The 12511-nt window shown below is 71.7% G+C and carries 14 protein-coding genes; 5 read left to right on the top strand and 9 right to left on the bottom strand.

The window, feature by feature from the left end; genetic code table 11:
• Positions 1–161 precede the first annotated feature (161 nt).
• Together AB0F62_RS01980 and AB0F62_RS01975 are read left to right on the top strand one after the other, a co-directional pair.
• Complete coding sequence (locus tag AB0F62_RS01980; RefSeq protein WP_361791057.1) at positions 162–1058, top strand: LysR family transcriptional regulator; 897 nt, start codon at positions 162–164, stop codon at positions 1056–1058.
• Between the two features lie 103 nt (positions 1059–1161).
• Positions 1162–1689 carry an NUDIX hydrolase gene (locus tag AB0F62_RS01975; RefSeq protein ID WP_361791054.1) on the top strand — a complete coding sequence of 176 codons (528 nt, stop codon included), beginning with the start codon at positions 1162–1164 and terminating at the stop codon, positions 1687–1689.
• A gap of 44 nt (positions 1690–1733) precedes the next feature.
• Here AB0F62_RS01975 and AB0F62_RS01970 read toward each other — a convergent pair whose 3' ends face one another.
• The 4 genes from AB0F62_RS01970 to AB0F62_RS01955 form a co-directional block, all read right to left on the bottom strand.
• On the bottom strand, positions 1734–2396 hold the full coding sequence (locus AB0F62_RS01970) for a pyridoxamine 5'-phosphate oxidase family protein (RefSeq protein WP_361791051.1): 663 nt from the start codon (positions 2394–2396) through the stop codon (positions 1734–1736).
• A 25-nt stretch (positions 2397–2421) separates the two neighbouring features.
• The gene (locus AB0F62_RS01965) at positions 2422–3897 is read right to left on the bottom strand and encodes a globin domain-containing protein (protein ID WP_361791048.1); all 1476 of its coding nucleotides are present in this window, start codon (positions 3895–3897) and stop codon (positions 2422–2424) included.
• A gap of 255 nt (positions 3898–4152) precedes the next feature.
• The gene (locus tag AB0F62_RS01960; RefSeq protein ID WP_361791045.1) at positions 4153–4785 is read right to left on the bottom strand and encodes an HAD-IB family phosphatase; all 633 of its coding nucleotides are present in this window, start codon (positions 4783–4785) and stop codon (positions 4153–4155) included.
• Positions 4746–5699: a LysR family transcriptional regulator gene (locus AB0F62_RS01955; protein ID WP_361791042.1), complete on the bottom strand. Its 954-nt coding sequence runs from the start codon at positions 5697–5699 to the stop codon at positions 4746–4748. The genes AB0F62_RS01960 and AB0F62_RS01955 overlap by 40 nt, the downstream gene beginning before the upstream one ends.
• An 84-nt stretch (positions 5700–5783) precedes the next feature.
• Here AB0F62_RS01955 and AB0F62_RS01950 point away from each other — a divergent pair, with 84 nt between their 5' ends.
• Entirely contained in the window at positions 5784–6659 is an 876-nt protein-coding gene (locus AB0F62_RS01950) for a GNAT family N-acetyltransferase (RefSeq protein ID WP_361791039.1), read from the top strand.
• Positions 6660–6734: 75 nt separating this feature from the next.
• Here the strand turns inward: AB0F62_RS01950 and dnaB are convergent, their stop codons facing one another.
• Complete coding sequence (gene dnaB / locus AB0F62_RS01945) at positions 6735–8210, bottom strand: replicative DNA helicase (protein ID WP_361791036.1); 1476 nt, start codon at positions 8208–8210, stop codon at positions 6735–6737.
• 437 nt (positions 8211–8647) lie between these two features.
• Between dnaB and AB0F62_RS01940 the strand changes: the two genes are divergently transcribed.
• Positions 8648–9991 carry an MATE family efflux transporter gene (locus tag AB0F62_RS01940; RefSeq protein ID WP_361791033.1) on the top strand — a complete coding sequence of 448 codons (1344 nt, stop codon included), beginning with the start codon at positions 8648–8650 and terminating at the stop codon, positions 9989–9991.
• 105 nt (positions 9992–10096) lie between these two features.
• Here AB0F62_RS01940 and rplI read toward each other — a convergent pair whose 3' ends face one another.
• The 4 genes from rplI to rpsF form a co-directional block, all read right to left on the bottom strand.
• Entirely contained in the window at positions 10097–10546 is a 450-nt protein-coding gene (rplI, locus tag AB0F62_RS01935; protein ID WP_361791030.1) for a 50S ribosomal protein L9, read from the bottom strand.
• A gap of 17 nt (positions 10547–10563) precedes the next feature.
• The gene (rpsR, locus tag AB0F62_RS01930) at positions 10564–10800 is read right to left on the bottom strand and encodes a 30S ribosomal protein S18 (protein ID WP_026250812.1); all 237 of its coding nucleotides are present in this window, start codon (positions 10798–10800) and stop codon (positions 10564–10566) included.
• Positions 10801–10844: 44 nt separating this feature from the next.
• The gene (locus tag AB0F62_RS01925; RefSeq protein WP_361791027.1) at positions 10845–11432 is read right to left on the bottom strand and encodes a single-stranded DNA-binding protein; all 588 of its coding nucleotides are present in this window, start codon (positions 11430–11432) and stop codon (positions 10845–10847) included.
• A 61-nt stretch (positions 11433–11493) separates the two neighbouring features.
• The gene (rpsF, locus tag AB0F62_RS01920) at positions 11494–11784 is read right to left on the bottom strand and encodes a 30S ribosomal protein S6 (RefSeq protein ID WP_361791024.1); all 291 of its coding nucleotides are present in this window, start codon (positions 11782–11784) and stop codon (positions 11494–11496) included.
• 291 nt (positions 11785–12075) lie between these two features.
• Here rpsF and AB0F62_RS01915 point away from each other — a divergent pair, with 291 nt between their 5' ends.
• The gene (locus tag AB0F62_RS01915; RefSeq protein WP_361791021.1) at positions 12076–12411 is read left to right on the top strand and encodes a hypothetical protein; all 336 of its coding nucleotides are present in this window, start codon (positions 12076–12078) and stop codon (positions 12409–12411) included.
• The last annotated feature ends 100 nt before the right edge of the window (positions 12412–12511 follow it).

The following is a 12511-nucleotide window of genomic DNA, read 5'->3' as shown; positions in this document are numbered from 1 at the left end:
AGCCTCCCCCCTCGTGGCTCGGACCACCCTGGCTTTACGCGCGGAGATCCGCCCGAACAAGGCTAGTTGACTCTGCGTCAGTGTCCAATCACAGTTGCGATACAGACCTATCGATATATTTATATGTTGCGGTCATACCAGTGCTGGGAGGGAGCGGTTCCATGGATCTGGCTCTGCTGCGCACGTTCGTCACCGTGCACCGAGCCGGCTCCTTCACCAGGGCCGCCCAGCTCCTGGGGCTGTCACAGCCCGCCGTCACCAGCCAGATCCGCATCCTCGAACGGCAGGTCGGCCGCCCCCTGTTCCTCCGCCTGCCGCGTGGCGTCGCCCCGACCCCCGTCGGGGACGACCTGGCCCACCGGGTGGCCCCGCACCTCGACGCCCTCCTGGAGATCACCGAGTCGGACCTCGGCAAGGAGTCCGGAAGCCGCACCCTGCACCTCGCCGGGCCGCCCACCTTCACCTCCCTGCGCGCCCTCCCCGCCCTCGCCCCGCTCATCGCGGAGGGTCTGCAGCTGCGCATCGCGCTGGCCGGCGAGGACGAGGCGCTCGCCGGTCTCGCCGCGGGCCACCACGACCTGTCCATCGGCACCGTCCGGCCCCGCGACCGGCTGCTGACCGCCAGCGCCCTGTGGGACGAGGAGCAGATACTCGTGGCCGCCCCCGCCTGGCAGGAGCGGATCGGCGGCCCGCTCGCGGTGCGCACCCACGGGGTACGGGTGCTCGACGACATCCCCGTGATCTCCTACGACGAGGGCATGCCGCTGATCGACCACTACTGGTCGGCGGTCTTCGAGGCCACCCCCGCGATCGTCCCCGCCGTGGTCGTACCCGATCTGCGCGCGGTCCTGGAGTGCGTGATCGCCGGGGTCGGCATGGCCGTCCTGCCGCGCTACCTGTGCTGCCAGGCGATCGGGGCGGGTGCCGCCACGGCACTGCTGGAGCCGCCCGTGCCGCCCCTGCGCACGTACTTCGTCTCGGTGCGCGCCGGGACCCTCGCGCTGCCGCACATCGCGCGGGTGCACGAGCAGCTGATGCGCTCCTCGGCCGCCTGGTGACCGCGCGCCGGGCGTACGGCCGGTGACCTCCGCGAGAACGGGACGTTCCGATTCGCCGTCCCGGAGGCGTTTGCCGCCTCGCGCGCCGCGGCAGACCTCTGGCATGCCCCCGGACATCGAAGCACCCGCCACACCCGGTGCGGCGACCGCCCCGGCCACCCGGCCCGTGGTCAAGCGCACCGCCCGCGCGATCCTGCTCGACGGCGACTCCCTCGTGCTCATCAAGCGCACCAAGCCCGGGCTCAACCCGTACTGGGTCACACCCGGCGGCGGGGTGGAGCCCGAGGACACCACCATCGTGGAGGCACTCCACAGAGAGCTGGACGAGGAGCTCGGGGCCAAGGTCACCGATGTCGTCCCGGCCTTCGTCGACACCGTCGAGCACATCGGGGAGGACGGCTCCCACGGCGTGAAGGTGCAGCACTTCTTCGTGTGCCGGCTGGCCGCCATGGACCCGTCCCGGCGGCACGGCCCCGAGGTGGAGGAGCCCTCGGGCACCTACGACGTGGTGCGCGTGCCCTTCAGCCGGGTCGGGCTCGCCTCGGTGGAGATCGTTCCGCTCACCCTGCGCCACTACCTGGACGGCAACATCGAAGGAGTGCTGGGACTGCTCTCCGCCGACCTCGGCTGACCCGGCGGCCCGGCCACGGGCCCCGCGCCACCGGGTCCGTGGCCTCAGGCGCCGAACCAGCCCGAGCGCGCGTCCCGGGGCGGCGGCGCGGTCCGCGCGTGCGCGGCGTCGGCGGCCGCCCCGAAGTAGTCGCCGCCCTTGCGCCGCACGTCGTCGGTGCCCCAGGCGCGACCGCCCTGCAGCGGCACCCTCGCCATCCGCGGGATGTGCTTCGAGCAGTGGACGTACGCCTCCACGACCTGCACCCGGACCCACACCCGCGGTCTGCGCCCCGGCGCCGCGTCCACCGGGAGCGAGGGGTGCAGCGCGCGCATCGCTCCGTCGGGGACCACGCGGGCCCGGCCGTTGACGTGCAGCCCGATCCGGTCCCGGGTGAAGTCGATCATCAGGATGCCGACGTGCGGGTTCTCGCGCAGGTTGCCGAGCGAGGCCATCACGCCGTTCCCGCGGTACTCCGGGTAGACCAGGGTCCGCTCGTCCAGGACGGTCAGGAAGCCGGGCGGACCGGCCCTGAAAGTGCTGTCGCACTCTCCCCGGGCGTCCGCCGTGGACAGGAAGAACATCTCCTGCCGTTCGGTGAACTCCCGCATCCGCGGATTGAGATGGTCCAGCACCTGGTCGGTGTAGAAGCGGTCGGCACGGTCGGCCGTGCCCATCTCCTCCTGCACGCGGTGCTCTCCCGTACTGCCGGGACGTTCCTGCGGCAACGTTTCTCCTTGTGGGGGGTCGGATTCAGTCGCCGGCCGCGACCAGTTCCTCGATCAGGTCGTGCCGGATGCGCTGCGAGGGCATCCCGCCGCGCACGAGCGAGTCGACACCGCTGCGGATCATCCCGGGCGGACCGCTGAGGTAGGCGTCGTACTCCGGCCAGGGTCCGTACTGCTGCACGATCTCGGGGAGCGGGCCGTGCAGCCCCCCTTCCCCGTGCCCGTGGGAGACCACCGGACGCACCGAGAGCCACGAGTGGCGCCCGGCGAGCCCCAGCAGGGTGTCCAGGTCGTACAGGTCGTGGTCGCTGCGGGCGCCGTAGAAGACGTCCACGGCCCGCCGGCGGCCGTGCTCGGCCACGTCCTCGACCAGGGCCTTGATGGGGGCGATGCCGGTGCCGCCGCCCAGGCACAGCAGCCCGTTGTCGGTGCTGTGGTCCACGACCATGGAGCCGGCCGGCGGGCCGAGCCGTATGACGTCGCCGGGCCGGGCGCGGTGGACCAGCGCCCCGCTCACCCAGCCGGCCGGGACGGCCTTCACATGGAAGACCAGCAGTCCGTCCGGGCGGGGGGCGGAGGCGAAGGAGTAGTGCCGCCAGACCCGCGGCCACCAGGGGGTCTCCAGCGTCGTGTACTGGCCCGCGAGGAAGGGGTAGGGCTGGTCCGGGCGGACGCTGACCACCGCGATGTCGGAGGTGCGCGGTTCATGGCTGACGATCTCGGCCTGCCACCAGGGCGGCGCGTGCCTCTCGTCGGCCGCCGCCGCGTCGATCATGATCTGGGAGATCGCCGTGTAGGCGCGCACCCAGGCTCCCTCGACCTCGTCGTTCCAGACGGCCGAGGCATAGCGGGTCAGCGCCCCGATCAGGCATTCGCCCACGGCCGGATAGTGCTCGGATCGCGTGCCGTATTTGCGGTGGCCGCGGCCCAGGTGGGACAGGTATTCGGTGAGTATCTCGGCGTCGTCTATGTGTTCCGCGGCGGTAAGGAGCGCTTTCAACAATCGATCGCGCTGGGAGTCCATCGCGGCGGGAAAAAGTTCGCGCAACTCCGGATGCCTTATGAACAAAAGTGCATAGAAATACGACGTCGTCTTGTCGGCGACGGGCGCGATCTCCTCCATCGTGCGCCGGATGAGCACCGCGTCCGCGCTCTCCGGCCGTGACCGCGGACGGGCCTCGGCCCGGGCCGGCGGCGGGGTGGGGGGCGGGGCCGGTGGCGGAGTGGGCGGCGGCTGGGCCGGTGCCTCCGGATGCGGCCGCGGCCCCCGCGCGTCCTGCGGTGGACCGGGCCTCGGCCGCGCCGGCCCGGGGTCGGTGTTCCGCTCGGCGCCGGTCCCCACCGGCCTTATCGGCCGTACCGGGCGGCTCGGCGCCGTGCCGCCCCCGGCCTCGTGAAGGGGTCTCGGCCCGTCAGGGGGTGTGTGCGGCGTGAACCATCCGGAGGACTCAGCCCCGGCTCCCTTTCCCGGTTCGGCCGCGTTCGTGGTCAGAGCGTCCATGGTCAGCTTCGCCTCGAGCTTCTCCCGGTCGGTATCCGTACGTCGGCCACACATCCTGCGCGGAAAGCCTGCCAGGGCTTCACGCCGATCGGACAAATAGCCGGAAGTACGGGAAACGGCGATACCGATCCCGTTAAGCTCGGCCGAATGTGAAGCCCCGCTGCAGCGGAACCCTGTCGACCCTACCCCGAGTCACTGCTTTCACAACCGCCACTCAATTACCGTGGCGATCATCACCGTTCAATCGTCACGTATTCAGCCCACGACCAGCGCATACGCTTCACGCAGATCACTCCCCGTGTACGCGTGGCTCGCCAGCCCGCTCACATGGTGGTCGCCGTTGACGGCGACCGACACCGGCACCGCGGCGAAGAGCGCCGTGTCCGACAGCGAGTCCCCGTACGCCACGCACTCCCGGCGGCTGACCCCGTAGCGGGCGCAGAGCTCGTCCGCGGCCGTCACCTTCGTCTCCGGCAGCAGGATCCCGCTCACGTCGAGTCCCGTCCGCGGGCCGAAGGGGAGGTCCGGGAAGACCGAGGCCCGGACCGCGTGCGCGCCCCACTCCAGGAGCCGGCGCACGAAAAAGTTCGGCGAGAGCGACACCACCGCGCAGTACTCGCCGCGGGCGGCGATGTCCGCCCACACCTCCCGTATCCCGGCCAGCCACGGGGCGGCCTCGAACGCCGTCGCCACCTGGGCCGGGGTGAGCGCCCGCCACAGCTCGTACGCCCGCTCCGCGTAGCCGGGCGAGTCCAGCACACCCCGCCCGAGCGCGTGCTCCAGCTCGCGGAACTCCGCCACCAGCCCCAGCACCCGGGCGAGTTCCATGCTCGCCGAGGAGCCGTGCATCAGCGTCCCGTCCATGTCGAAGATGTGCAGCCGTCCCACGCGTTCCCTCCCTCGTCCCCCGCCGCCCGGGCGGTCCCCGGCGGCGTCCCTCCGAACAGACGGGCGGCGTCCTCCGCCGCCCCGCGGACCGCGGGCCTGCGGTCCGCCGCCCGCCAGGCCAGCGCGACCGTGCAGCGCACGTCCCCGGCCAGCGGCACGATCACCACGTTCGACCGCGCGTAGTGCTCGTCGGTCGACGTGCTCGCCAGTGCGCAGCCCCGCCCCGCCGCCACGAGTTCCAGCGTCTCCTCCAGCGACCCCGACGGGACCGTCCCGGCCACGTGGGCGACGCCCACGGCCGACGGATGGCGGAAGCCCGCGTACGCCGCGTCGCCCGTCCGCGGCACCACCCAGGTCCTGCCGCCCAGTTCGCCGGGCGCGACCTCGGCACGGCGGGCGAGCGGGTCCGTCGCGGGCAGCGCGACGCAGCGGCGGTCACTGGAGACCGTCACCATCTCCAGTCCCGGCCCGTCCAACGGCGGCCACACGATGGCCAGATCGGAGTGCCCGTCCAGCAGACCGCAGGAGGGGTCGTCGAAGTCGTAGCGGCGCAGGCGCACATCGCCCTGGACGCGGGCATGGACCAGGTCCAGCAGTTCCCGTGTGCGGCCGGCCGCCGCCTCGCCCAGGAAGCCCACGGTGAACGGCCGGGACACCCCGTCCAGCAGCCCCTCGAGCTCGTCGGCGGCGTCGACGGCCGCCACGGCGTGGGCCAGGATCCGCCGCCCGAGATCGGTCAGCTCGACCCGCTCCCGGTTGCGCACCAGCAACGGCCGCCCCGCGGCGGCCTCCAGCCGCCGCACCGACTCGCTCACCGTCGGCTGGCGTACGTCGAGCCGGCGGGCGGCAGCCGAGAACGATCCCGTGCGCGCCACCGCCACGAACGCCCGCAGGCCGGGCAGGGTCAGCGTCACCCCCGGAGGATAGCCAGGCACCGCCCGATGGCCATAGGGGAAAACTATGGGCGCCGCCCGGCGCCGCCCCGGCACGCTTCCCGTATGACACTCCCCACGGCCCCGGTACGCCGCCTCACGTCCGCCGACCTCCCCGCCTGCAGCAAGCTGGCCGTCAGCCGCGACTGGGGCGCCGAGGAGCACAAGTGGCGCTTCCTGCTCGCCCACGGCGCCGGTTACGGCATCGACGCCCCCGACGGCGACGGCCTGGCCGCCACCACCGTCCTCACCCGCTTCTCGGGCGGCCTCGCGGCGGTCAGCATGGTCCTCGTCGCGGCCCGCTACGAGGGGCAGGGGCTCGGGCGGCGCATCATGGCCCACGTCCTGGCCGAGGCGGGCGACGACACCGTCACCCTCCACGCCACCGACCGCGGCCGGCCCCTCTACGAGAAGCTCGGCTTCCGCGCGGTCGGCACCGTCGTCACGCACCGCGGCCGCTTCACCCTGTCCGCCCCGACCGACCCGACCGACCCCGACGAGCCCGCGGCGGCCGCCCCGCGGCCCTTCACCGCGGACGACCTCCCCGCGCTGCTCGCCCTCGACGCCGAGGTGTTCGGCGCGGACCGCTCCCCGCTCCTGCGCGACCTGCCCCACTTCGCCGAGCGCGTCGTCGTCGCCGAGGAGGACGGTGTCCTGACCGGCTACGCCTCGGCCTGGCTCAACGCGGACACCCTGGTCGTGGGACCGGTCGTCGCCGGCACCGCGGCCACCGCCCGGCGGCTGATCACCGCGCTCGCGCGGGACGCCGGCACGCCCGTCCGCCTCGACCTGCGCACCGACACCCCCGGCAGCCTCGCCGCCTGGTCCGCGGAGCACGGCGTCGCCCCCGTCTTCCCCAACACCCTCATGGTGCTCGGGGACCGCGACCTGCCCGGCGACGAACACCGCCGCCACACGCCGCTGATGGTGGCGCTGGGCTGAGGCACGGCAGCCCCGGTGCCGCCCGCGGCGGCCCTGCGGACGGCGGACGGCGGAGGGCCCGGACGGGGCCCGGGCTCAGGTCTGGGCCATGTCCACGAAGCGCGAGTAGTGGCCCTGGAAGGCCACGGTGATCGTCGCCGTGGGGCCGTTGCGGTGCTTGGCGACGATCAGGTCGGCCTCGCCCGCGCGCGGGGACTCCTTCTCATAGGCGTCCTCGCGGTGCAGCAGGATCACCATGTCGGCGTCCTGCTCGATGGAACCCGATTCACGCAGGTCGCTGACCATGGGCTTCTTGTCGGTGCGCTGCTCGGGGCCACGGTTCAGCTGGGAGAGCGCGATGACCGGCACCTCCAGCTCCTTCGCGAGGAGCTTGAGGTTCCGGGACATGTCGGAGACCTCCTGCTGACGGCTCTCGGGGCGGCGCGAGCCACCCGCCTGCATCAGCTGGAGGTAGTCGATGACGACCAGGCGCAGATCGTTGCGCTGCTTGAGCCGTCGGCACTTGGCGCGGATCTCCATCATCGACAGGTTCGGCGAGTCGTCGATGTAGAGCGGGGCGGCCGATACGTCGGGCATGCGGCGGGCCAGCCGCGTCCAGTCGTCGTCGGTCATGTTGCCGGAGCGCATGTGGTGCAGGGCGACCCGTGCCTCGGCGGACAGCAGGCGCATCGCGATCTCGTTGCGGCCCATTTCGAGCGAGAAGAAGACGCTCGGCATGCCGTTGGTGACCGAGCAGGCCCGGGCGAAGTCCAGCGCGAGCGTGGACTTGCCCATCGCGGGACGGGCGGCGATGACGATCATCTGGCCCGGGTGCAGGCCGTTGGTCAGGGAGTCCAGGTCGGCGAAGCCGGTGGGCACCCCGGACATCTGGCCGCTGCGTGAGCCGATGGCCTCGATCTCGTCGAGGGCACCTTCCATGATCTCGGAGAGCGGGAGGTAGTCCTCGCTGGTGCGCTGCTCCGTGACGGCGTAGATCTCGGCCTGCGCCGAGTTGACGATCTCGTCGACGTCGCCGTCGGCCGCGTATCCCATCTGCGTGATGCGGGTGCCCGCCTCGACGAGCCGGCGCAGGACCGCGCGCTCGTGCACGATCTCGGCGTAGTACTCGGCGTTGGCGGCGGTGGGCACCGCGTTGACGAGGCTGTGCAGGTACGGGGCGCCGCCGACGCGGGCGAGCTCACCGCGCTTGGTGAGCTCGGCGGCGACGGTGATGGGGTCGGCCGGCTCGCCGCGGGCGTAGAGGTCCAGGATCGCGGCATAGACGGTCTCGTGGGCGGGCCGGTAGAAGTCGGCGCCCTTGAGCACCTCCACGACGTCGGCGATCGCGTCCTTGGACAGCAGCATGCCGCCGAGCACGGACATCTCGGCGTCGAGGTCCTGCGGCGGTACGCGCTCGAACCCGGCCGAGCCGCGGTCGTCGTCGCGGTCGCGGTCGCGGTCCCGCTCGTCCTTCCTGCGGAAGCGGGAGACGGGCAGACGGTCGCCGGGACCGTCCGGCGGGAACGGCGGTTCGCTTCCCCAGTGGTCGTCCGCGGGTTCGGGCTGGCTCACCCCCCTGCCACCTCCTCCCGTCCGGCGCGGACCGCTGCGTCGCGTCTCTTTCCTACGCCTCGGCTCTGACAATCGAGCCGCCCGGGCACACCTGTGGCACGTCGGGCGACGCCCCACGGTAGGGGTCCGCGGGGCTCACAGCCAAGACGGTTATCCACAGGGGCTGGGGATGACCTGTTGAAGAACCGCCTCTGCCTGTGGAGAAGCCCGCTCCAGCTGTGTACAGCACGGGGGACAGTGCGGTGGACAAGCACACAATCACCCAATGATCACGTCGCTGACCTGGCCTTTCTTCATCCACTCGCTGTGGACAAGAAAAACTTGCCCGCTCAGCCCAAGATCACGACAAACGGCGCGGAGGAGATCACCCTGCGCAGCCGCTCGTAATAGACAGACTCTGCTTGCATCCCTTACATGTGGATGATTACCCTGACCCGGTGCCCCAGGTTGCCGAGCTCTCCCCCACACAGGCCGTCCGCCGCCACGACCGCGAGATCATAGGCCTCGCCCTGCCCGCCTTCGGCGCGCTGGTCGCCGAACCGCTCTTCCTCATCGCGGACAGCGCGATCGTGGGTCATCTGGGCACGTCCCAGCTCGCCGGACTCGGCGTCGCGGGTGCCCTGCTCACCACCCTCGTCGGCGTGTTCGTCTTCCTCGCCTACGCCACCACCGCCGCCGTCGCCCGCCGCGTCGGCGCCGGCGACCTGCCCGCCGCGATCCGCCAGGGCATGGACGGCATCTGGCTCGCCCTCCTCATCAGCGCCGTCGCGGTGGCCGTCGCCGTCCCCGCCGCCCCCGCCCTGACCGAGGCCTTCGGCGCCTCGGGCACCGCGGCGCCGTACGCCGTCACCTATCTGCGGATCAGCGCCCTCGGCATCCCGGCGATGCTCGTCGTCCTCGCGGCCACCGGCGTACTGCGGGGGCTGCAGGACACCCGTACCCCCCTCTCCGTCGCCATCGGCGGATTCGCGGTGAACGCCGCGCTCAACGCGGTGCTCGTGTACGGCGCCGGGCTCGGCATCGCGGGCTCCGCCTGGGGCACCGTCATCGCCCAGAACGCGATGGCGGCCGTCTACCTCGTGGTGGTGATCCGCGGCGCCCGCCGGCACGGCGCCTCGCTCCGGCCCGACCTCGCCGGCATCCGCGCCTGCGCCCAGGCGGGGACCCCCCTGCTGATCCGCACGCTGAGCCTGCGGGCCGTCCTGATGATCGCCACGGCGGTCGCGGCGCGGCTCGGGGACGCCTCCGTCGCCGCCCACCAGATCATCTCCACCCTGTGGTCGCTGGCCGCGTTCGCTCTGGACGCCATCGCCATCGCGGGCCAGGCCATCATCGGCCGCTACCTCGGCGCCGACGACGTGGCCGGCGCCCGGGCCGCGTGCCGCCGCATGGTCCAGTGGGGCATCGTCTCGGGCCTGGTGATCGGCGTGGCACTGGCCGTCTCGCGGCCGCTGATCGCCCCGCTGTTCACCTCGGACCCCGCCGTGCGCGCCGAGCTGATGACCGTCCTGCTGGTCGCGGCGCTCGCCCAGCCGATCGCCGGCGTCGTCTTCGTCCTGGACGGGATCCTCATCGGCGCCGGTGACGGCACCTACCTGGCCTGGTCGATGGTCCTCACCCTCGGCGTCTTCGCCCCCCTCGCCCTGGCCGTACCGGCACTGGGCGGGGGACTCACCGCGCTGTGGTGGGCGATGGGGCTGATGATGCTCACCCGGCTGGCGACCCTGCACTGGCGCGCCCGCTCCGGGAAGTGGGCCGTCACCGGCGCCGTCCGCGCCTGACCGGCGCGTCTTCCGCCGTCCCGTCCCTTCCTGTCCTGCCCCCGACACGACGCCGGGCCCGGAACCTCGCGGTTCCGGGCCCGGCGTTCACGCGGTGCGCGGGTGTCAGGAAGCGACGACCTCGACGTCGAGAGCGGCCTCGACCTCGGGGTGCAGACGCACCGACACCTTGTGCGAGCCCAGCGTCTTGATCGGGGAACCGATCTCGATCCGGCGCTTGTCCACGTCCGGACCGCCCGCGGCCTTGACGGCGGCGGCGATGTCGGCCGGGGTCACCGAGCCGAACAGCCGGCCGGCGTCACCCGCGCGGGTCGACAGCTTGACCTTGACGCCCTCGAGCTGCGCCTTGAAGGCGTTGGCCTGCTCGACGGTCGCGATCTCGCGGATCCGGCGCGCGCGGCGGATCTGCTCGACGTCCTTCTCGCCACCCTTGGTCCACGCGATCGCGAAACCGCGCGGGATCAGGTAGTTGCGGGCGTAGCCGCTCTTGACCTCGACGACATCGCCGGCGGCACCGAGGCCGCTGACCTCGTTGGTGAGGATGATCTTCGCCATTGCTCAGTCACCCTTCCTTAGCGAGCGGTCGAGGTGTAGGGCAGCAGCGCCATCTCACGGCTGTTCTTCACGGCCGTGGCGACGTCGCGCTGGTGCTGGGTGCAGTTGCCGGTGACCCGGCGGGCACGGATCTTGCCGCGGTCGGAGATGAACTTCCGCAGCAGGTTCGTGTCCTTGTAGTCGACGTACGTGATCTTGTCCTTGCAGAACACGCAAACCTTCTTCTTAGGCTTGCGAGCAGGCGGCTTCGCCATTGTCTCTCTCCAGTGTGATCAAGAAGTTTGGTGCGCTGCCGCCCTTAGAAGGGCGGCTCGTCCGAGAAGCCGCCGCTGCCGCCGCTGCCGCCGGAGCCACCGCCCCAGCCGCCGCCACCGCCCTGGCCGCCACCGGCCGGAGCGCCGGTCGCCCACGGGTCGGCATCGGGCGCGCCGCCCTGGCCGCCACCGGGGCCACCGCCCCAGCCGCCGCCCTGGCCGCCACCGCCGCCGTAACCGCCCTGGCCGCCGCGCGAGGCACCGCCGCCGCTGGCCCGGGTGATCTTGGCGGTCGCGCTGCGCAGGCTGGCGCCGACCTCGTCGACGTCCAGCTCGTAGACCGTCCGCTTGACGCCCTCGCGGTCGTCGTAGGAGCGCTGCTTCAGCCGGCCCTGCACGATGACGCGCATGCCCTTCTGGAGCGACTCGGCCACGTTCTCCGCCGCCTGACGCCAGACCGAGCAGGTCAGGAACAGGCTCTCGCCGTCCTTCCACTCGTTGGTCTGCCGGTCGAAGGTGCGGGGTGTGGACGCGATACGGAACTTCGCGACCGCCGCACCGGAAGCGGTGAAGCGCAGCTCGGGGTCGTCGACGAGATTGCCGACGACCGTGATGACGGTCTCGCCTGCCATGGTGAGTGACCTCTCGGCGTTGCTTGGCTTCTCGGTTTCCCGAATGCCTGAGCCGTCAGGCTCAGTGGGTCTCGGGACGAAGGACCTTGGTCCGGAGGACCGACTCGTTCAGGTTCATCTGACGGTCGAGCTCCTTGACGACCTCAGGAGTGGCGTTGAGGTCGATGACCGAGTAGATGCCCTCGGGCTTCTTCTTGATCTCGTACGAAAGACGACGACGGCCCCAGGTGTCGACCTTCTCGACCTTGCCGCCGCCATTGCGGACGACGCCGAGGAAGTTCTCGATCAGCGGGGAGACAGCACGCTCCTCGAGATCGGGGTCGAGGATGACCATCACCTCGTAGTGACGCATGTGGAACCCACCTCCTTTGGACTCAGCGGCCACGGCGTTTCCGTGGCAGGAGGGTTTGCATCGCGTCGCAACGGTATCGCGGGCCACCGACAACGCCCGGGGCGTTCCGGGGATCGCTCCCCGAAGGCCCTGCGGGACCGTCGTGTGGGCCTGCACAGACACCGGTGCAGACCGTACACACTACCCGCCTCGTGGCTTCCGGTTGAAATCCGGCCCCGGAAGCCCGCAATCTGTACACATCGGGTGTGTCCGGCGCTACGATGCGCCACCTCTCCATCACGGAGGTGCCCCATGGCACAGGCAGTGCGAGCCACTACCGGCAGCCGTCTCTACCAGCGACTCCTCAGCACCCTCAACTCCGACGGCAGGCCCCACCCGGTCGAGAACACCCTGGCCGTCGTGGCCATCGTGCTCGGCCTGGTCGCCGCCATCGCGGCATTCTGGGACCACCTCCACCTGCTCAGCTCCTGGGCGGGCCTGGCGGGCGTCCTCGTGGGCGCCTTCGGGCAGTACCGCTCCGCCACGACGGCCGAGCGCTTCGTCTTCATCATCGGCATGGGCCTCGCCGCGATCGGCTTCTACATCGGCATGGCCCACGGCGGTCTCTTCGGCGGCGTCCTGTCCTAGGACCGGCCCCGGGCCGGTCCTAGGACACGTCGCCGGGCGGAGCCACGGACGGAGTTGTCCACAGCCCTCGTGGGGGCGTTCGCCGTTCGCAGTAGGCTTC

Source organism: Streptomyces sp. NPDC026673 (assembly GCF_040638135.1).
Lineage (GTDB): Bacteria > Actinomycetota > Actinomycetes > Streptomycetales > Streptomycetaceae > Actinacidiphila.
Note: the sequence above shows the minus strand (reverse complement) of the source record. Positions and strands in the feature narration are given on the sequence as shown.

What these genes read in the sequence shown, in the direction of transcription:
- AB0F62_RS01980 (WP_361791057.1), top strand. Translation starts at nt 162, where the DNA reads ATGGATCTGGCTCTGCTGCGCACGTTCGTCACCGTGCACCGAGCCGGC.
- AB0F62_RS01975 (WP_361791054.1), top strand. Translation starts at nt 1,162, where the DNA reads ATGCCCCCGGACATCGAAGCACCCGCCACACCCGGTGCGGCGACCGCC.
- AB0F62_RS01965 (WP_361791048.1), bottom strand. Translation starts at nt 3,897, where the DNA reads ATGGACGCTCTGACCACGAACGCGGCCGAACCGGGAAAGGGAGCCGGG.
- AB0F62_RS01950 (WP_361791039.1), top strand. Translation starts at nt 5,784, where the DNA reads ATGACACTCCCCACGGCCCCGGTACGCCGCCTCACGTCCGCCGACCTC.
- rplI (WP_361791030.1), bottom strand. Translation starts at nt 10,546, where the DNA reads ATGGCGAAGATCATCCTCACCAACGAGGTCAGCGGCCTCGGTGCCGCC.
- rpsR (WP_026250812.1), bottom strand. Translation starts at nt 10,800, where the DNA reads ATGGCGAAGCCGCCTGCTCGCAAGCCTAAGAAGAAGGTTTGCGTGTTC.
- AB0F62_RS01925 (WP_361791027.1), bottom strand. Translation starts at nt 11,432, where the DNA reads ATGGCAGGCGAGACCGTCATCACGGTCGTCGGCAATCTCGTCGACGAC.
- rpsF (WP_361791024.1), bottom strand. Translation starts at nt 11,784, where the DNA reads ATGCGTCACTACGAGGTGATGGTCATCCTCGACCCCGATCTCGAGGAG.
- AB0F62_RS01915 (WP_361791021.1), top strand. Translation starts at nt 12,076, where the DNA reads ATGGCACAGGCAGTGCGAGCCACTACCGGCAGCCGTCTCTACCAGCGA.